We start from the raw sequence: 18,327 nt of genomic DNA on the forward strand, positions 1-18,327 counted from the left end.
ACCGGACAGGGCCTCCCCATCTGCATCCGCTCCGCTGCGCACGGGAGCCCGTCCCGGGCGACGGCAGGCCGACTGCCGCCGGAACATGATCAAACGGGTGCGTTCGCCGCCGACAGGGACGAATGGTCCCGACCGGGCCTCGAACGCAGGGCCGAACGGCCCTCCCGGGCCCGGTCCGCCGGGCGGACACCGGGCCCTTCCGTTCTCCGGTCCCCGTGCGCTGTTCGACGGCGTGCTGCTGGTCCGTGGACATGCATGCCTACTGCCCCAAGGCCGGCCTTGCGTCCCTGGAGAAGCCGGCGGATGACGCTCGCCGCACGAGGGAGGCCGGAGCCGGTGCTGCCCGTCCCGGGCCGCTCACGACGGCTGCTGGATCCCTCCCGGGGTTCAATTCAGCTGGTCGCGCACGAGATCAAGGAATGCCTGTCGGCTCGGACGTATGTGCGCCCAGACCTTCTCGTCCTGCGGATGCTCCCGGTCTTCGGGGCCCTTTCTGATCACTTCCTGTACTGCCCAGGCGAGGCTGTGTGCCGCTTCGCCGACCTCGGGCGCGCACAGTACGTGGATCGTCTTCTGCGTCACCCACACCCTGTCAAGGACCTGCCGTGCCCGGGCCTGCCACTGCTCGTCAGCCAGGTTGTGGTGATGCCGATCCACCGCGACCCGCTCGGCTTCCTGCACCGCGGACAGAAATTCGATGAGGTGAGTGAGACGCTCGTTACGGCGCGCCTCGGCAAGTTCACGAGCACTGCGGCGCGCCTCGCCGCGTTCCAAGGCGTGACCTGCCGAGCGCTGGGTCAGTATCGACATGAGCCCGCCGAGCAGGACGCCGATGAGCGGCGCAAGCGTTGTCCACACAACGTCAGACTATGACATCGATGGCATGGACATGCGGCGGGGTGCGGGCGGTTTCGGGCCGGACGGGGACACGCGGACGGCAAGGCACCCGGCGACACCTGGGTCGAGGTCACGGGCGTCCTGCGGACGGGCTGCGCCAGCGCCGAGAACCCCGTCCCGACCATGGGCGTCGAGGGCCTCAAGCCCGTCGCCCCACCGAGCAACCCCTACCTCGACGCGCCGCCCACCGACGGCTGAGCCCCGTAGCGGGCCCCCGCGGCTCCCCGAACGATCCGCCGTACAGCGCCTAGCCGTGCACCGACCCGCCGGGACACGATGGGGCGGCTCCTGGACGCGGAACCGCGAACCGGTTCCCCGTCCCGGCCGAGCTCTCCATCCGACCCGAAGGGGTGTGCGCCCATGCCCGACCGCCCGACCGCCGAGCCCGGGGACCGCGTCGAGCTCGCCCCCGGCGAGGTCCCCGCCGACGGCCGCTTCGCCAACCCCGACCTCCTCCCCGTACCGGTCGCGGCCCGGCGCTGGACGACGTACAACTTCACCGCCCTGTGGGTCGGCATGGCGCACAACATCCCCTCCTGGCTGCTCGCCTCCGGGCTCGTGGCCCTGGGGATGGACTGGAAGCAGGCCGTCTTCACCATCGCGCTCGCCAACCTCATCGTGCTCGTGCCGATGCTCCTCACCGGGCACGCCGGCCCCAAGTACGGGATCCCGTTCCCGGTGCTGGCCCGGGCCTCGTTCGGGGTCCGCGGGGCCAACATGGCCGCGCTCGTCCGGGCGGCCGTGGCCTGCTGCTGGTTCGGGATCCAGACGTGGATCGGCGGGTCCGGGATCTTCGTCCTGCTGGGCAGGATCTTCGGCGGCTGGGCGGGGGCCGCCGAGATCGGCGGCGAGCCGTGGACGCTGTGGCTGTGCTTCGTCGTCTTCTGGGCCCTCCAGCTCGCCATCATCTACCGGGGGATGGAGGCCCTGCGGCGCTTCGAGAACTGGGCCGCGCCCTTCGTCATCGTCGGCGCGCTGACCCTGCTGGTGTGGATCGGGGTGAAGGCGGGCGGCTTCGGCGAACTGCTCGACCAGCCGTCCCGGCTCGGCTGGGGCGCGGACTTCTGGCAGGTCTTCTTCCCCGCGCTCATGGGGATGATCGCCTTCTGGTCCACCCTCTCCCTCAACATCCCCGACTTCACGCGCTTCGGCGCGGGACAGCGCTCCCAGATCCTCGGGCAGACCCTCGGCCTGCCCACGACGATGACCCTCTTCGCGCTGCTGTCGGTGTTCGTCACCTCCGGGTCGGAGGCGGTGTACGGAGCCCCGATCTGGGACCCCGTGGAGCTCGTCGCCAAGACCGACAACGTCTTCGGGCTGCTGTTCGCCCTGGTCACCGTACTGATCGCGACGATCTCGGTGAACGTCGCGGCCAACGTCGTCTCCCCGGCCTACGACCTGGCCAACCTGGCGCCCCGCCGGATCGACTTCCGCCGGGGCGCGCTGATCACCGGCGTGGTCGGCGTGCTGATCATGCCGTGGAAGCTGACGTCCACCCCCGAGCTGTACATCTTCACCTGGCTGGGCCTGGTCGGCGGACTGCTCGGCACCGTGGCCGGCGTCCTCATCGCGGACTACTGGATCGTCCGCCGCACCCGGCTGTCGCTGCCCGACCTCTACCGGGAGGGCGGCCCGTACTGGTACGCGGGGGGCTGGAACTTCCGGGCCGTGGCGGCGTTCGTGGTCGGCGGGGTGCTGGCCATCGGCGGCTCCCACTCGGCCCCCGGCAAGGGCCCCTTCCCCGAGGAGGGCGTGATCCCCTTCCTGAAGCCGCTGGCGGACTACGGCTGGGCGGTGGGCCTGACCGCGTCCGTACTGCTCTACACGGCGCTCATGAGCAGGGTGCGCCCCGCTGCGCCGGGAGCCGGCGGCGAGGACGGCCGACCGGCGTGAACGCGACGGCGGGGCCGGCCTCCCGGCGGCTCCACGGGTCCGCCGGCCGAGCGGTCGCCGAGGGCCCCGGGGATCAGGCCGGCCGGCGTGCGCCCGCCCACACGGCGGGCTTGCGCTGCGCCCAGGGCGCGGCCGCCTCCAGTTGGGCGGCGAGCCGGAACAGCAGGTCCTCGCGTCCGTAGCCCGCGGCGAACTGCACGCCGACCGGCATCCCGGTGGCGGGGTCGGACGCGAGCGGCACCGACATCGCCGGTGTGCCGGCGACGTTGAAGACGGCGGTGAACGGCGAGCGGTGGAACAGGTGCTCCAGCCAGCCCCGCCCGTCGGCGTCCTCGGCGCCCCGGCCGTAGGTGCCCAGGGGCAGCGGTATCTCGGGGAGGGTGGGCGTCAGCAGCAGCTGGTCCCGGGTCTCGAAGTGGGCGCCGACCGCGCGGGCGACCCGGTTGCGCACGCCGAGGGCGTGCACGAAGTCCGTGCCGCTCACCTCGCGTCCCCACGCGTAGCTCGCGAGCATGCGGGGCTCGACCGTGGACCCGTCCACCGGGCGTCCCAGCGCGTCGGCGAGGCCGTCGATCCAGGTCACCAGGTTCGCGCTCCACAGGCGGGCGTTGGCGAGCACGAACTCCTCCCAGGACACGCCGAGGTCCACGGTGGTCACGTCGACGCGGTGGCCGAGCGATTCCATGAGCCGGGCGGCGGCCACGGCGGCCTTCACCACGGCCGGTTCCACGTCGCGCCCGCCCCAGGGGGTGGTGACCAGGCCGACGCGCAGGCGTCCGGGTTCCCTGGTGACCTCTTCGCCGTACGGGCGGCGGGGGCGCTCCGCGAAGTAGGGGTCGCCGGCCTCCGGGCCCTGGATCAGGTCGAGCAGGGCCGCGCTGTCCCGCACGGTCCGGCTGAGCCCGCCGTGCACCGCGAGGCCGTTGAAGACCTCGTCGGCGTCCGGGCCCAGGGAGATCCGGCCGCGGGTGGGCTTGAGGCCGAACAATCCGGTGCTGGCGGCCGGTACCCGGATCGATCCGGCCGCGTCGGTGGCGTGTGCGAGGGGGGTGATCCCGGCGGCGACGGCCGCGGCGGACCCGCCGCTGGAGCCGCCTGCCGTCCGGGCGAGGTCCCAGGGGTTGCGGGTGGCGCCGTACAGGACCGGCTCGGTGGTGGTGCTGTAGGCGAATTCGGGTGTGGCCGTGCGGCCCAGCGTCACCAGACCGGCCCGGCGGAAGCGCCGCATGAGGAACGAGTCCTCCCGGGCCACGCTGCCGGCGGCGAGGCGGCTGCCCAGCTCGACGCGCTTGCCCCGCATGGACACGGCCAGGTCCTTGATCAGGAACGGCACCCCGGCGAGCGGGGTGCTGCCCGGGACGGGGCTGTCTCCGGCGGGCCAGCTCTCCACCACGGCGTTGACCTGCGGATTCACGGCCGCCATCGCGGCCTGGGCCGCGTCGGTCAGCTCCGCCGCGGTCACCTCCCGCCGAGCCACGAGCCCGGCCAGCCCCACTGCGTCGTACTGGGTGTATTCGTGCAGCTCCACTGTGCCCCACCTGCGTTCCCAATCGGTCCCGTGCGATACCGATCGGTATCGCTTGAGGGTGATCGGTAACGTAACATGGCCGCAGACGCCGGCAAGCACGATCGAAGCGAGGCACACGATGACGAGCAGCCCCCCGAGACCGGGCCGGGACTCGAGGGTCGCCCGCCTCCCCCCGCGCGAGCGCATCCTCGACGCGGCCGAGGAACTGTTCCTCAGCGAGGGCGTGCGGGCGGTCGGCGTCCAGGCCATCGCGGAGCGGGCGAACACCACGAAGACGGCCCTCTACCGGCACTTCGCCACCAAGGACGCGCTGATCGAGGAGTGGCTGAGGATCGTCGCGGCGGGCTACGCGGCCGCCTTCGACCGGGTGGAGGCCGAGCATCCCGGCGACGGCCGGGCCCAGCTGCTCGGTGTGGCGCGCTACTTCGCCGAAGGGCTGCCGGACGTCGTCCGCAGGGGCTGCCCGTTCGTGAACTCCATCGCGGGCCTGCTCGACCCCGGCCACCCGGCCCGCCGGCTGATCGAGGACCACAAGGCCGCTCAGCGGCGCCGCCTCACCGCCATGTGCGAGCGGGCCGGTGCGCCCGCACCCGACGACGTCTCCGCGGAGCTCACCTTCCTCCTGGAAGGCGCCCAGGTCAGCGCGCAGAACGGCAGCGTCGACCGCGCGGGGGACAGACTCGTGGCCGCGGTCCGGGCAGTCCTCGACAGGTCGACGCCGACGGCCTGAGTGGCCCGGCCACGAAGACCCGGCCCGTGGCCGCGGCTCCGGCCGTGCCCGGACACCCGCTCAGCCACCGGGCGCAGCCTCCGCCCGCCAGGCTTCGGGGCTGCGGTAGTGGTTGCGGTGTCCCGCGGCGAGCACCCGTCGCAGCGCGGGCAGGTGCTCGGTGCGGGCGTGGAGCTCCAGCCGCTCCAACAGGGCCAGCGCGGGCTCCGGTTCGAGTTGCCCGTACACATCGTGGTAGCTCGCGCGCAGGGCCCGGAAGACGGCCGGGTGCAGCTCGGGCACCCGGGCCGCCGCCTCGTAGGTGGCGGCCTTGGCCCCCCACGGCACCGGGCCCGAAACCTCCAGGACCCGGCGCGCCCGGCGCAGCAGCGGCTGCGGGGCGCCGGGCAGCAGCCGGTCGCGGTCGTTGCCGAGGACCTCGGCGAAGGCCTCCTCGGAGGTCTCCCACACCTCGAACCAGTCGTACCAGAGCGACTCGGCGATCGCCGGGTACTCCCGGACGGCTTCGAGCCTGCGGCGGTAGCCGCCCCAGAGCAGCCCCGCCGGCAGCGGTCCCCCGGGCCCGCGATGGGCCGAGTGGATCTGACCGGTCACCAGGAAGTGACCGCCGAGCAGGTCCATCAGCCCGAGCGCCACCCGCAACCTGCCCGCCAGGTCGAGCCCTTCGTCGGTGAAGGCCATCGAACCGAGCCCGTTGCACAGGTCCTCACCGGTGAGGGTCTCGGCGGGCGGCTCCGCGTCGTACCAGGTGTCGGGCCCGGTCTGGGTGATGCCGTCCTCGGCGAGCCAGCGCCGGGCGGTCTCGCCGTCCGGTACGTCGGCCAGGAAGGCGGCGACCGCCCCGGTGAACTCCTCCGGGGCGGCGGCGTGCACCAGATGGCCGACCGGGATCGTGGTGAGCCGGGCGTCCGGGACCCGGCGGGCGAGCTCGGCGAGGGCCTCCTGCGGGACGTGGCTGTCCGGCCCGCCCGCCACGACCAGGGTCGGGGCCGTGATCAGGGAGAGGCCCTCCCGCCAGGACGGGTCGGGGCGGTCCAGCTGAGCCCGGACCGCGATGACCATCGCCCAGTCGAAGGCCAACTCCCCCTCGGGCCGCACCGGAACACGCGGCTCGCGGGGGAAGGGCGCCGGGGCGTCCTCCAGGACCAGCCGGACCACCCGCCACGGACTGTGCTGCGCGACCAGGAGCGCGACCACCCCGCCCATCGAGTGCCCGACCAGGTCCACGCGGTCCAGGCCGACGGCGTCCAGGAAGCCCAGCACGTCGTCGCGCATCAGCTCCAGCGAGTACGCGCCGGGCCGCCCGCTGCGGCCGTGGCCCCGCAGGTCCAGGGCGTACACCCGGCGGTCCCGCGCGAGTACGTCCCGTACGAGGGCCCAGTCGTCCGCGCTCTCGCCCAGCGCCGGCAGCAGGAGCAGCGGCTCGCCGCCGGCCGGGCCGGCCACCTGGTAGGCGAGCCGGACGCCGTTGACCGTGAGGGTGTGGTGCTCCGTCATCCGGACGACAGTAGGCGCAGCCGCCGGACGGGGCGGCGGAGGGCCGGGCCCGGCCGCCTGCTCACTCCGGGCCCCCACCGGAGCCGCCGCCCTCCGCGTACCCGGCCGGCCACGGGCCGAGGGCCCGGGTCTTCCAGTACAGCCCCTCGCGTGCGTCCTGCTCATCGACACCGGACGACGGCTCGGGCCAGACGACCACGGCCAGTTGTGGCAGACCGACCCGTGTCCGGGGTAGATCCCGTCCGACACCGGGCCGGCCCTGGCGGGCCGGCCGCACGCTTCGCGCCATCGCCGTCACTCAGCGCGGCCGCCCCCAGGGTCCAGGACGACGGGCGGGGGAGAGGGTGCGACGCTGGAGTGAAGGGCCCGGGGTGGAGGTCCGAGCGCGTCCCATCCGGTCCGGAGCACCAACCCGGAAGGCAGGTACGTCCCATGCGCACGTCGACCCGTATCGCCGGTGCCCTCACCGGCCTGACCCTCACCCTCGGTGGTGCGGTCCTCGCCGCTCCCGCGGTCCGGGCGGACATCCCCGCCTGTACGCAGATGGCCGAAGCGGCCGGTGCCACCGCTTCCGACTCCGTCACAGCGGCCTGCGGCCGTGGCGTGAGCGGAGACCTGCAGGGCTGTGTGACCGGGCTGACCGGCGCCGGAGTCGCGGGCGGTGCCGCGACCGCCGCCTGCCGGGCGGCGGCCCACGAACCGCGTTAGAGGACCGCTCGCGGTTCGACGCCGAGCACGTCGACGTCGCCCCGCTCCTACCGGCGCGTACGCGGCGCGTCGGCCTCGCCTCGCGGGCCACATGCCGAGCGCCCATGCTGAGGAGGAGGGCGCCCTCGTGTGGAGACCCGTCCTTCCCGAAGGCCGAACGAAGGCGCCTGCGAGGAGGAAGCCATGCGCATGCGAAGGATCCTGGGCCTGGCCCTGGCCGCCGCGACCCTCGTCGGCGTGAGCGCCGTCGGCGCCGGGGCCGCCTCGTCTCCGAACATCTCCCGGGACGACTGCACGGCCGCCGGCGGGCAGATCGTTTCACGCCCCTACGCCGGCGAAGCCTGCGCGCTCCCTGACGGGACCACGCAGGCGATCACCTGACCGCCGGCGCCGTCTCGAAGCCGAAGCCGAGGCGGAAGCCGAAGCCGAGGCCGTCCCCGCCGCGAGAGCGGTCCGCGCCGTCCTGAACGGCCCCGGCCGCATCGTCCTACGGTGACCGCGAGGCCGTTCGTTCGCATGTCCTGGCCGCGTTGACACGGCCCTCCCCGCTGCCGCAACGAAGCCGCCTCTGCCCGTCTGGGCCGACGCCGCCCCCGCCGGCACCGCCGACCGGCACGCGGTCCGCGGCCACGGCCCTCGGCGTAGACCTACGCGACGGCCCGTCACAGCACGACTGAGGAGCCGACCGGCACGCTGCACCCGCCGGTCGGCTCCTCAGTCGTGCTCCCCGACGCCCCCGGGGACGCCCCCCCCGGGGGCGACTCCGTCGTTCGGGCGATCAAGGGCGCCGCCCGCAGCGCCGAAAAGGACCAAGCAGAGTCGCCCCACCCCCGCAACCCGGTACGCCTCCGCGCCCCAGGCCGCCCCGATGACGGCGGTCCCCTACCCCGGCCGACAGGCCCGGAGGAGATCCCGCATGCGCGTCCTCACGCCCTTGACCGCCGTCACCGCCGCCGCGCTCCTGCTCCTCACGGCCACCGGTGCCACCCCCGCCGCGGCCGACGGGAACCCCGACGGCACACCCCTGGTCAAGGTGTCCCACGGCGACCCGTACGCGAAGTGCACCGTCGGAGCGAGGTCCCCCGACAGCATCGTCTACCCGGGCACCGAGGTCGAGCCGTACCTGTCCGTCGATCCGCGCGACCCCAAGCGCGTGGTCACCGTGTTCCAGCAGGACCGCTGGAACGACGGCGGCGCCCGCGGCCTGGCGGCCGGCTGGACCACGGACGGACACACCTTCCACCGGAGCACGCTGCCGTTCAGCCTGTGCGCCCCCGGCGGCGCGGACTACGAACGGGCCTCCGACCCCTGGGTGAGCACCGGACCGGACGGCACCGTCTACGCCGGCGGGGAGGGCGTCGACTTCACGAAGAGCACGCGCACCGCCCTCCTGGCCGTCACGTCCCGCGACGGCGGCCGCACTTGGCAGAACCTCACCACCACGCACGTCGACGAACAGCCGTTCTTCAACGACAAGCCCTCGCTCACCGCCGACCCGATCCGCAAGGGCACCGCCTACCAGGTCTGGAACCGCCTCGACAACGACCCGCCCGGCCCCAGCTCCCTCGACGGTCCCGGCTACATCTCCCTCACCCGCGACGGCGGCCGCACCTGGAGCGAGGGCCGGCCCTTCGTCGACACCAGCGCCGTGCCCAACACCCAGACCATCGGCCATCTGATCGTCGTCGACCGGCACACCGGCACCCTCTACGACTTCTTCGACCGGATCACCTACTCCGCCGACCTGGGCACCGTCGTCGGAGCCCGCTACGAGATGGTCACCTCCGCCGACGCCGGAGAGACCTGGAGCGCCCCGGTCACCGTGGCCCGCGACACCTCCGTACCGGAGGTCGACCCGAACGACCCCGACAAGCCGCTGCGCGCCGCGGCCACCCTGCCGAGCCCGGCCGTCGACCCAGGGACCGGAACGCTGTACATGGCGTACGAGGGCTCGGACTTCTCCGGCGGGAAGTTCGACTCGGTCCAGCTCGTGCGGTCCACCGACGGCGGACGCACCTGGGGGCCCCCGGAGCTGATCAGCCCCGAGGGCGTTCCGGCCTTCTCCCCGTCGATCGCGGTCGCCGAACGGGGCACGGTCGCGCTCACCTACTACGACCTGCGCTTCCTCGAGCCCGGCAACACCACCACCCTGCCCACCGCCTACCAACTGGCCACGCTCCCGCACGGAAACCCGGAGCACCGCACCGAACGACGGATCTCGCGGATCTTCGACTGGCTTCAGGCGCCCTTCGCCGGAGGCTACTTCCTCGGCGACTACCAAGGCCTGGTGGCGGACGGCCAGGGGGTGCGGGCGGTGCTCACCGAGACCCACTCCGGCGCACCACAGAACCGAACGGACGTCTACACCGGCACCTTCAGCACCCGCTGACCGCGGGGACTCCGTCGCTGCTCAGGGGGCGGCGACGCGGGTGAGGGTGGTGTGGAGGCGGCGGACGGCGTCTTCGGCCTCGGCGTACTGCTCGGGGGTGGGCTGGACGGCGCCGAAGGCGAAGCCGTCCTCGGCGGGCAGGGCGCGCCAGTGCAGGACCGGCGTCAGGGCGGTGGAGGCCGCGCCCAGGAACCAGGCCAGGCGTCCGTGGACGCTGGCGACGGCGGTGGCCAGGACGGCGAGCGCCTCGCGCAGGCATTCCAGGCGGTCGATCTCGGACAGGGCTTCCTGGGCGTGCGGGGAACCGATGGCGGCGTGGAGGTCGGCGGCGGCCTTCGCTGCGACGGTGCGGTCGGTGGGGGCCGGCTCCCAGGTGTGGTCGCGGACCTGCCGCTCGGCTTCCTCGGCCAGACCCTCGACGCTCGTCCGCATGTCCATGCGATCACCCTAAGACCCGGCCGCGTGGTCGGCGGCCCCTCCTCCCCGTGCGCACGAGTGAAGTGCCGTCGGCGGGAATAGACTGCCGCGCAACGGTCCAGGATGTTCCCATGCACGAAGATCCTGTTCAGCTCGTCGAGGCCATCGCCACCGCTGTGCGAGAAGGAGACGACCGCCGCATCGGCCTCCTGCTGGGCCGCCTCAAATACGTGGCGGACGTCTCCCACCTGATACAGCTCCGTCGGACGTTGTACTCCTACGACGGGTAGGCGGCTCCGGCGCGCCGGGCGGCCGCACGCAGAGGAGGGCGGAACGTCAACACCCGCGGTCGCCGCGCCTTCTGGTCAGGCGGGCCAGGAGGGCCTGGCCGCGGGTGGTCCGCCAGCGTGACCGTGTCTGGCTGAGGAGGGTGTCCCATTGGCGGCGGACCTCGTGGTCGGGCGGGCGTTCGCCGCGGCCGATCCTGGCGAGTTCGTCCTGCACTTCGCGCCCGAGGGCGGCCGAGGCGACGATGGCGAGCATGGCGCCGAAGAGGGCGGAGAGCATGGCGAAGACCGCGCCGACGGCGCCGTAGCGGTTCGTGTAGGAGTTGAACAGGCGGGGCAGATAGGCGGTCATGGCCATCGAGTAGCCGGCGAGGAGGATCGCTCCGATGCATCCGAAGGGCAGGAGCCCGCGCTTCGTGATCCGGCCGGCGGACAGGATGCGGCCGCCCCAGACGAGGAAGCCCGCCGTCAGCGGCGCCATGACGGCGGACGCTTCCATCGCCAGGGGCCTGCGGCCGAGCACGGCGTGGACGCAGCAGCTCAGGGCGGCGTACACGGCCAACATCATGATCCATTTCAGATCGTTGACCGTGTTGCGGACACTCAGCGGCCGTAGCTCCCAGCCCTGCTCGAAGAGCCGTTGGGTGGCACGCGCGAAACTCAGCACGGAGATCAGGAGGAAGACGACTCCGAAGACTCCCAGCGAGGTCGAGTCGCCGGACGCGGACAGGACGTGGCGTACGGCTTCGGCGCCGTCCCCCGTCAGTCCGTAGCGGTTGATGACGCCTTCGGCGAGGTCCGTGCCGACCACCCGGGTCGTGAGGAGGCCGCAGAGGATGGCCAGCGGCACCAGGGCCGTCAGCGCGCCGGAAGCCAGGGCCATCGAGCGGTCGAAACCGACGAGCTGCTGGAACCTGCCGGCCACGCGCAGCGCGAACGCGGGGCGGAGCCAGAAGGTCACGGCCCTCAGAACGGTCTCGCGGTTGACAGGTGCCGTTTTGGGCCTCCGGGCCGTGTGGAGTGACGCTGTGGTGCGGCGGGTGGTGCCCCGACCAGGGCTTCGTGTCAGTGCGGCGGATCGACGCCGTCGCCGTGCCCCGGGTGCGGCGGATCCGGACCGGCCCCGGCGACCGCCCGGGTGAGGACCTCCACCTGCCCGCGGAGGGCGGCGATCTCGGCGCGCAGGGCCTCCAGGGCTGCCGGGGCTGCCAGGGCTGCCGGGGCCGCCGCGGCGGGTTGCGCGCCGGTCTCCCGGGCCGGCCCACCGGGGTCCGCGGGCGGTTCCTCGCCGTTCTCACCCCCGAAGAAGCTGGCCAGTGAACCGGCCAGGAGGCCCAGGACGGCGAGCCCGGTGATCATGATGGTGAAGCCCGCCCAGCGTCCGGCAGGCGTCTGCGGGGAGATGTCGCCGTAGCCGACCGTGGTGAGCGTCACCACGCCCCACCACAGGGCGTCACCGAACGAGGCGAACTCCGGATTGACGGGCCGCTCGGCGCGGTAGGCGACCACGACCGCGACGAGCACCACGCAGGTGGCGACCACGGCCAGCCGTTCCAGGCGCGCCAGAAGCCGTCGCGCTCCTCTGGCCGCCAGCAGCAGGCGGGCCAGCCTCGCCAGGCGCAGGACGATGACGAAGCGTCCCGCCTCGGCGCCCGGCAGCAGGAACCACGGGGCCGTGGCGATCACGACGAACAGGTCGAAGCGGCCGAGCACCGAGCTCGCGTACGTGTCGAGGTGGCGTACGCGCACCACGTAGTCCGCCAGGAAGACCAGCCAGGCCGCGACGTTGACGGTGGTGCTGAGCCACTCGCCGGGCTCGGGGACGACGACGAGCGGCAGGACCGCCGAGGCGACCATCGGCAGCCGCATCCGCGCGTCGAACCGCTTGAGCCGGTCGCTGTCCGCGCCTGCCGCCGACCCGCTGAACTCGTTCCGTCCCTCAGGAGCGATGCCCATGCTCAGATCCTGGGCCCCCGCGCCGTATCCGGTCGGGCGACACGCACGACCGGCCTCGGCTCGGGTGAGTGAACGTCCCGGGGACCCGGGTGGTGACGTCCGCGGACCCGGGGTCAGGCCCTCCTCCCCTGTCCCACCGCCACGCCCGTCGGCCGGCCGCCCACGGCCACCGCGGCCGCGGTGCGGGCCGTGGAGGTGTCGAGGACCGACAGGGTGTCCGAGTCGAAGTCGCTGACGCAGACCTGGGATCCGTCCGGGCTGACGGCGAGGGCGTTGGGCCGTGCCCCACCGCGACGGTCGCCGTGACGGCACGGGCGCGGGTGCTGATCACGGACACGCTGTCGGACCCGGTGTCCGCGACGTACACCTGGCGGCCGTCCGGTCGCACTCCGATCCCCGCGGGCCGGTCCCCGACCGGGATGCGGTCCGATTCCGTGCCGTCGTGGACGTCGACCACCGACACGTCGTCCGAGGCCAGGTCGGAGACGTACAGGTGGCGGCCGTCGGGGGTGAGCACCAGAGCGGTCGGTCCGCTGCCGACGGGGACGGTACGGGTGACCGTTGCGGTGGCGGTCCGGACCACGGAGACGGTGCCGGACGCGGCGTTGGCGACGTAGCGGGTGCATCCGTCGGGTGCCACCGCCACGCCCAGCGGGGCGTCGCCGACCGTCCTGGTGCGGGGTGGCCCGGTCCCGTCAGCGCCGCTGCCGACCGAACGGCACACCACCCACCGGTGCCGCCCGCCTGACGGTGCGGCACGGGTCCGACGGCGCTGACCCGGCGTTGTCGGTCCCCGGTGTTAGCGTCTCAGGCATGGCACACCGTTCATACCTCTACTCCGCCGACTCGATGCCGAGCGAGGCGGACATCCCCCAGCGGATCCGGTGCATATCCGAGCACAACCGGGACGTCCCGCTCGCGCACAAGCTCATGGCGGGGCGCGGGACGACGATCGTCCCGTCCATGATCTGGAACCCTCCGATCGGCATCGCCGCGGACTACGCCGGCGGAGCGGCCCTGCTCCTCGACCTCCTGAGCGCGGTCGGCAAGGGCCTGGAGGACGACGCGGAGTTCGCCGCATGCGTGGCCAGGACCACGGCCCACCTGGAGAAGCAGCAGGCGGAGTACTTCGTCCTCGAGACAGGGGAGATCGTCTCGATGTGGGGCGACGATCCGGCGGCGAGCGTGCGGCACCTGGCGTCCCACGACATCCCCGACGCCGTCGCCAAGGCCGAGGCGGCGATCGCCGGTGACGACGACGACTGGCTGGCTGCGGTCCGAGCCGACTGGCAGACGCACTTCGCCTCCTTCTACGCCGACGCGCTCTACTTCTCCTTCCCCGGCTGACGACGGGCGGCGGCGCCGCGGTGCGGCGCGGACGGGCGGCCCTGGGGCAGGGTCTGACGAAGCCCGCCCCGGGCGCCCGGTTGCCCTGCTGTTCACCTTGCTCAAGACGCGTCCACGGGCTCGTAGAGCACGTCGGTTCTGAGAATTGTCTTCGTACCCTCAAGAAGCGGCGCCGAGTCGTGAAGCGTCCGATGCCAGAAGAGGAGCGCATCGCCCGGTTCGGGGCGGTGGGCGCTCAGTATCTCCTCAGGCTCTGCGAGCCGGGGCCAGTCCGAGAAGTCGCGTTGCGCAAAGGGAAGGTCGTTCTGCTTGTCGGCGATGAACCGCGTTTCTCCGCCCACTGCCTCATACGACAGGTAGACGACGACCGTCAGGTGAGTGCGCGTTCCGTCGGGGGCGAAATAGGGCGAATCGTAGTGCGGGACGAGAAATCCGCCGTGTTCGTACGTGATGAAGCGCATACGCGGATTGACGGACGCCGGCTTCCAGCGCCTTCCGTCTGAATCCGTCGGAGCGTCCGGTCCCACTTCAGGCGACAGGAACGTCCGCAGCCTGCGGTAGAACTCCGCCGCCAAGACTTCGGATTCAGCCGTGGCGCGGAGGGAGCCGACCGGATCTCCCTCTGTGTAGTTGGCGGCAATGCCGTCCAGACCCACCGGCACGAAGTGCTGGGCAGCGAGTTCGGCCGCGAATGCCTCCACTTCGGTCGGAGTGAGGAAACGGCGGATCACCCTGGCGTCGACGTGAGGGATATCCGACTCGGTCGGGGCCCATGAGTCATCGGCGGATATCCGGCTCAGGGTGGCTTCGGAGAGGTCGAAGGGATTGACCGGCATTTCGAACATGCTCACTTTTCCGTCCTGAGGTCGTTGTCGATGCGGGGTTGCGTCATCCGAAACGGTGACCGGGGCCACCGGGCGGCTGGTGCGCGTGCCGGCACGGCGGGTTCGTGCTCGACGTCACGGCCGTGCGCGCGGCGGCGGATCGAGGCTCCTGGAGGCGATGCCCGCAGGGAGCGGGGGCCACTGAGCGGTTATCGTCATGATGACGAGAATAGACCGGGGCGAACCCGCAGAGCAAGCAGGACCTCCCCAACGCGGCGGAAGGGGGCGGCCGGAGGCGGGGCGGGAACCGGCTCGGGGGACTACCGAGCGGCCGACCGCCGGCGCCGAGGGCGCCTCGGCGGCCGGCCGGCCGCCTTCGGCAAGGAGGTCTACCGCGAAGCTCGCCGGCCGCTACCGCGCCGGAGTCGTCCTGGCCTCGCCGACCCTCTGGCTCCGCGAAACCAATCCGTGATCATCTGTCGGACCCTGCCGGGCAGGGGCCGGGGCGGCCGGTGCAGCGGGCGGCCACGGCGTGGATGACGGGGAGCGGGACGGCGGGGTTGCGGGCGGCGGCCGCGGCCGTGTGGGGGTCGAGCAGCCGGGCCGCCAGTACACCCGCGGGCAGTGCGCGGTGGCCGAGCGCGAGGGCCCGTATCCCGTCGTCCGGGTCCTCCGAGAGGCGGACCGCGTCGGTCGCGGACAGCCGGGGGTCCTCGGCGGCCCGGCGGCGCACCTCGGGGTCGCGGTCGCGGGCGAAGCGGGCGACGAGCGCGGGCGTCGACAGCGGGTCGTCGAGCGCCAGCCGTCGCATCCGCCCGTGGAGGTCGTCGGCGTACCGCAGGAGGCCCGCGCGGGGGAAGTTGGGGTGCGTGCGCGGGCGTCCCGGGGACGACAGGCTGCCGGTCCACCAGGTCCACACCCGCAGGAGCATCTCCGCGGGGGCGTCGTCACAGGACTCGGCGAGGAACAGCTGCACGGCCCGGTCGGTGTCCCAGGCGAGGCGGTCGACCACGTCGGGCGGGAGGCGGCGGGCGCGGGCGACGCTGCGGCGCACCAGGACGTGGGAGGAGGCGGCGAGCCGGCGCATGGCCTCCGCGTCCCCGTGCAGGTCCGCGACCCATTCCAGGGTCCGGGAGTGGTTCTCCGGGGTGATGGAGACGGGGATCGCGGCCCGCTGCTCCTCGGTGAGGTCCGCGCGGAGCGCGACCACGTGGCGGACCCCCGCGTCGGTGTCCGAGGCGAGCCGGGCCACCGCGTCCGGGCTCAGGCGGGGGTTCTCGGCGAGGGCCCTGCGCAGGCCGGGACCTCCGGTGGCGAGGAGGTGGTCGACGAGGCCGGGGGCCAGGAGGCAGGACCGGACGGCCCGTTCCCCGAGCGCCGCCTCGCCCTCGAAGTCCTCGCGGGACAGGGGGACTTCGGCGTGCCGGCACAGCAGGGCCGCGATCCGTACGTCGGCGGACGCGTCGGCGAGCAGGGCGCGGCGGCGCCCCGCGGGCAGGGCGCCCCAGGCCCTCGGGCAGGCCGCCGCCCGCACCTCGGGTGCGGGATCGCCGGCCAGGGCGGTGGCGACCCGGTCGGGCAGGCCGGCGAGCCGCGCGGTCTCGGCCCGGACCCGTGCGGACGGGTCGGCCGCCAGTGCGGCGTAGGTGCCGTCGTCGAGGACGCCGCGCGTGTCGACCGCGGTGAAGGCGAACAGCCACCGCTCGCGTTCGGTCGCGGCCGCGCGGAACAAGCGGGCCCAGTGGGCGGGCCCGAGATCGAGCCCCCGCTCGGCGACATGGAGCATGAGCTTCCGGTCGGGTGCCGCGAGGGCCGCCTCCACGGCTTCGTCCGGCGGGAGGAGCCACATCAGGCCGGGGTCACGGCGCACCAGGTCCAGCCGTACGCCGCGCGGGGTGCCCGGGTTCGCGACGAGGCCCCTGCGCCAGTCGTCGAGGACGGCGGTCACGGCGTCGGCGTCCGCGGAGGGCGGCCGGGCGGTGTGCGCGTCGAGGGCGTCCGTGAACGCGGCCCAGGCCGCCGCGCCCTCCTCGGCGGTCTCCCGGCCGGCGGTCTCGGCCGCCGCCCCGACGCGGGTGGTCCATCCGGTCAGGGCGAGCAGCCGTGGAGCCCCGGGGCCGGACGGCACTCCGACCACCGTCTCCCCGTCGGTCGCGGCCAGCAGCACTCCGCGGGGGTCGGGGTCGGCCGAGGTGAGCAGCCCCGCGACGGCGGCGGCCGGGTCGGCGGCCAGGCAGCGCACCCGGTGCCACGCCCGGCCCCCGCATCCGTGCGGGGCGTGCGGCCCGTCGAAGGCGAGCAGGAACTCCCGGCCCTCGCCGAGCAGGAGCCGGGCCGCCCGTGAGGGTTCGGTGCCGGCCTCGCCGGCCCCGGCGGAGCCGTCCAGGAGCCGCCGGGCCGCCCAGGCCCTCCGCACGCCGGGGACCCGCCAGGTGCCGACGGGCTCCAGGCCCATGGCGGCGAGCAGGGCCGCGTAGCCGTCGCGGTCCCGCAGCCGCTCGTCATGCCTGCCCGCCATGCCCTGCTCCCCTCTCCCCACCGGCCCCTCCGGCCAGCCATCCTCCCTGATCAGGCGCCGCCCGGGCACGGCGGGTCACCCGGGCCGCCGGCAGGGGCGCCGCTCCGGCGTCCCGTTCAGTACGCGAAGCTGGATCTGGCGTTCGTGGGGGCGGTGACGTGGCTGATGTCGCTGCCCGCGGGGAGGGCGGTGACCGGGGTGGCCGCTTGCGTCGTGCTGCCGTTGCCGAGCTGGCCGGCGCCGTTCGCGCCCCACGCGATCACGGAGCCGTTGTCGAGTGCGGCGATGGTGTGGTCCGGGCCGCCCGCGATCTCCTTCACGCCCCGGACGGCGTCGATGGGAACGGGGGTGGTGCGGTCGTCGGTGGTCCCGTCCCCGAGCTGTCCCGAGCCGTTGTCGCCCCAGGCCCTCACGCTGCCGTCGTCCAGGACGGCGAAGCTGCCGTTCGTGGTCGCCGACACCTTCGCGACGGAGTCGAGGTACTGGACCGTGACGGGCACCGCGCTGTTCGCCTTGCTGTCGTTGCCCAGCTGGCCGTCGCCGTTCCTGCCCCAGGACTTGACGGTGCCGTCCGCGCCCAGGGCCAGGACGTGGGCGCAGCCGACCGAGATGGCCACGACGTCGGTGAGGGCCTTGACCTGCTTGGGAGTGCTGCTGTTGTTCTTGTCGTCGTCGATGCCGAGGCGGCCGTCCGTGGCCGAGCCCCAGGTCCACACGCTCCCGTTGTCGCGCAGGGCGACGCTGAAGTCGCAGCCGGCGCCGACGTCGACGACCCTGTCCAGGCTCTGCACCGTCACCGGGACCTTCTGGGCCCCGGCGGGGTCGGCGGCCGCCACGCCGTTGCCGAGCTGTCCGGAGGTGTTGCTGCCCCAGGACAGGACGCGGCCGTTGCGTACGGCGAGGGCGTGGTTGAGGCCCGCGGCGACGTGGCCGATGCCCGAGAGCCCGGCGACCGCGGCCGGGGCGCCCTGGGCGTTCGTGGTGCCGTTTCCGATCTGCCCGGAGGTGTTGGCACCCCAGGACATCACGGTGCCGTCCTTGAGCAGGGCGACCGTGAAGGCCGTGGCGGGCGTGGCGGTGGTACCGCTGCCGGCGGGTTCCGCTCCGCCCGCCGCCAGTTCCTGCACGTCCTGCCGGGCGATGCCCTGGACGTTGGCCGGGGTGGGTTGCAGGGTGGTGTTGCCGTTGCCGAGCTGCGAGCCGGTGTTGTTGCCCCAGCTGCGGATCCACGGGTCGCTGCTGTCCGCGCGTGCGGTGAGGGTGGACGCGGTGAGTGCCGTGAGGGTGAGCGCCGTGGTGAGGGTGAGCGTGGTGGTGCGGGCGGGGGGCATGCCTG

The 18,327-nt window shown here is 73.6% G+C and carries 16 protein-coding genes and 2 pseudogenes; 7 read left to right on the top strand and 11 right to left on the bottom strand.

What is annotated here, in order from left to right; genetic code table 11:
- Positions 1-387: 387 nt before the first annotated feature.
- Positions 388-858 carry a hypothetical protein gene (locus ACIRBY_RS15225; protein ID WP_403900852.1) on the bottom strand — a complete coding sequence of 157 codons (471 nt, stop codon included), beginning with the start codon at positions 856-858 and terminating at the stop codon, positions 388-390.
- A 399-nt stretch (positions 859-1,257) separates the two neighbouring features.
- Here ACIRBY_RS15225 and ACIRBY_RS15230 point away from each other — a divergent pair, with 399 nt between their 5' ends.
- On the top strand, positions 1,258-2,790 hold the full coding sequence (locus tag ACIRBY_RS15230; protein WP_403900854.1) for an NCS1 family nucleobase:cation symporter-1: 1,533 nt from the start codon (positions 1,258-1,260) through the stop codon (positions 2,788-2,790).
- A gap of 73 nt (positions 2,791-2,863) precedes the next feature.
- Here ACIRBY_RS15230 and ACIRBY_RS15235 read toward each other — a convergent pair whose 3' ends face one another.
- Positions 2,864-4,318 (bottom strand): amidase, encoded by a 1,455-nt coding sequence (locus tag ACIRBY_RS15235; protein ID WP_403900856.1) that lies wholly within the window; start codon positions 4,316-4,318, stop codon positions 2,864-2,866.
- Positions 4,319-4,436: 118 nt separating this feature from the next.
- Here ACIRBY_RS15235 and ACIRBY_RS15240 point away from each other — a divergent pair, with 118 nt between their 5' ends.
- Positions 4,437-5,048 (top strand): TetR/AcrR family transcriptional regulator, encoded by a 612-nt coding sequence (locus ACIRBY_RS15240; RefSeq protein WP_403900858.1) that lies wholly within the window; start codon positions 4,437-4,439, stop codon positions 5,046-5,048.
- A 60-nt stretch (positions 5,049-5,108) separates the two neighbouring features.
- On the opposite strand, the gene ACIRBY_RS15245 is transcribed toward ACIRBY_RS15240, so the two are convergent.
- On the bottom strand, positions 5,109-6,545 hold the full coding sequence (locus ACIRBY_RS15245) for an alpha/beta fold hydrolase (protein WP_403900860.1): 1,437 nt from the start codon (positions 6,543-6,545) through the stop codon (positions 5,109-5,111).
- A gap of 432 nt (positions 6,546-6,977) precedes the next feature.
- On the opposite strand from ACIRBY_RS15245, the gene ACIRBY_RS15250 reads away from it, so the two are divergent.
- The 3 genes from ACIRBY_RS15250 to ACIRBY_RS15260 all read left to right on the top strand — a co-directional run bounded on the left by ACIRBY_RS15250 (position 6,978) and on the right by ACIRBY_RS15260 (position 9,642).
- Positions 6,978-7,253, top strand: coding sequence for a hypothetical protein (locus tag ACIRBY_RS15250; protein ID WP_403900862.1), 276 nt, complete (start codon positions 6,978-6,980; stop codon positions 7,251-7,253).
- Between the two features lie 183 nt (positions 7,254-7,436).
- Positions 7,437-7,634, top strand: coding sequence for a hypothetical protein (locus ACIRBY_RS15255; RefSeq protein WP_403900864.1), 198 nt, complete (start codon positions 7,437-7,439; stop codon positions 7,632-7,634).
- 535 nt (positions 7,635-8,169) lie between these two features.
- Positions 8,170-9,642: a sialidase family protein gene (locus tag ACIRBY_RS15260; protein ID WP_403900866.1), complete on the top strand. Its 1,473-nt coding sequence runs from the start codon at positions 8,170-8,172 to the stop codon at positions 9,640-9,642.
- A 21-nt stretch (positions 9,643-9,663) separates the two neighbouring features.
- Here ACIRBY_RS15260 and ACIRBY_RS15265 read toward each other — a convergent pair whose 3' ends face one another.
- Positions 9,664-10,080 (bottom strand): hypothetical protein, encoded by a 417-nt coding sequence (locus ACIRBY_RS15265; RefSeq protein ID WP_403900867.1) that lies wholly within the window; start codon positions 10,078-10,080, stop codon positions 9,664-9,666.
- Between the two features lie 110 nt (positions 10,081-10,190).
- On the opposite strand from ACIRBY_RS15265, the gene ACIRBY_RS15270 reads away from it, so the two are divergent.
- The gene (locus tag ACIRBY_RS15270; RefSeq protein ID WP_403900868.1) at positions 10,191-10,349 is read left to right on the top strand and encodes a hypothetical protein; all 159 of its coding nucleotides are present in this window, start codon (positions 10,191-10,193) and stop codon (positions 10,347-10,349) included.
- 46 nt (positions 10,350-10,395) lie between these two features.
- Here ACIRBY_RS15270 and ACIRBY_RS15275 read toward each other — a convergent pair whose 3' ends face one another.
- The 4 genes and pseudogenes from ACIRBY_RS15275 to ACIRBY_RS15290 form a co-directional block, all read right to left on the bottom strand.
- Positions 10,396-11,307 (bottom strand): YhjD/YihY/BrkB family envelope integrity protein, encoded by a 912-nt coding sequence (locus ACIRBY_RS15275; RefSeq protein ID WP_403900869.1) that lies wholly within the window; start codon positions 11,305-11,307, stop codon positions 10,396-10,398.
- Positions 11,308-11,411: 104 nt separating this feature from the next.
- Positions 11,412-12,302: a potassium channel family protein gene (locus tag ACIRBY_RS15280; RefSeq protein WP_403900870.1), complete on the bottom strand. Its 891-nt coding sequence runs from the start codon at positions 12,300-12,302 to the stop codon at positions 11,412-11,414.
- A gap of 113 nt (positions 12,303-12,415) precedes the next feature.
- Positions 12,416-12,547, bottom strand: a pseudogene (locus tag ACIRBY_RS15285) (hypothetical protein); the annotation flags it as partial.
- A gap of 41 nt (positions 12,548-12,588) precedes the next feature.
- Positions 12,589-13,029 (bottom strand): annotated as a pseudogene (locus ACIRBY_RS15290) (YncE family protein); the annotation flags it as partial.
- A gap of 86 nt (positions 13,030-13,115) precedes the next feature.
- On the opposite strand from ACIRBY_RS15290, the gene ACIRBY_RS15295 reads away from it, so the two are divergent.
- A complete protein-coding gene (locus tag ACIRBY_RS15295) occupies positions 13,116-13,649 on the top strand; it encodes a hypothetical protein (protein WP_403900871.1) in 534 nt (177 codons plus the stop codon).
- A gap of 101 nt (positions 13,650-13,750) precedes the next feature.
- On the opposite strand, the gene ACIRBY_RS15300 is transcribed toward ACIRBY_RS15295, so the two are convergent.
- The 3 genes from ACIRBY_RS15300 to ACIRBY_RS15310 all read right to left on the bottom strand — a co-directional run bounded on the left by ACIRBY_RS15300 (position 13,751) and on the right by ACIRBY_RS15310 (position 18,322).
- Positions 13,751-14,494 (bottom strand): 2OG-Fe(II) oxygenase, encoded by a 744-nt coding sequence (locus tag ACIRBY_RS15300; RefSeq protein ID WP_403901137.1) that lies wholly within the window; start codon positions 14,492-14,494, stop codon positions 13,751-13,753.
- A gap of 451 nt (positions 14,495-14,945) precedes the next feature.
- Positions 14,946-16,991, bottom strand: a complete 2,046-nt coding sequence (locus ACIRBY_RS15305; RefSeq protein ID WP_403900872.1) for a PE-PGRS family protein — start codon at positions 16,989-16,991, stop codon at positions 14,946-14,948.
- Positions 16,992-17,107: 116 nt separating this feature from the next.
- Positions 17,108-18,322 carry an RCC1 domain-containing protein gene (locus ACIRBY_RS15310; protein ID WP_403900873.1) on the bottom strand — a complete coding sequence of 405 codons (1,215 nt, stop codon included), beginning with the start codon at positions 18,320-18,322 and terminating at the stop codon, positions 17,108-17,110.
- Between the last annotated feature and the right edge of the window lie 5 nt (positions 18,323-18,327).

It is taken from the genome of Streptomyces sp. NPDC096136, from assembly GCF_044763325.1.
Classification (GTDB): Bacteria; Actinomycetota; Actinomycetes; order Streptomycetales; family Streptomycetaceae; genus Streptomyces.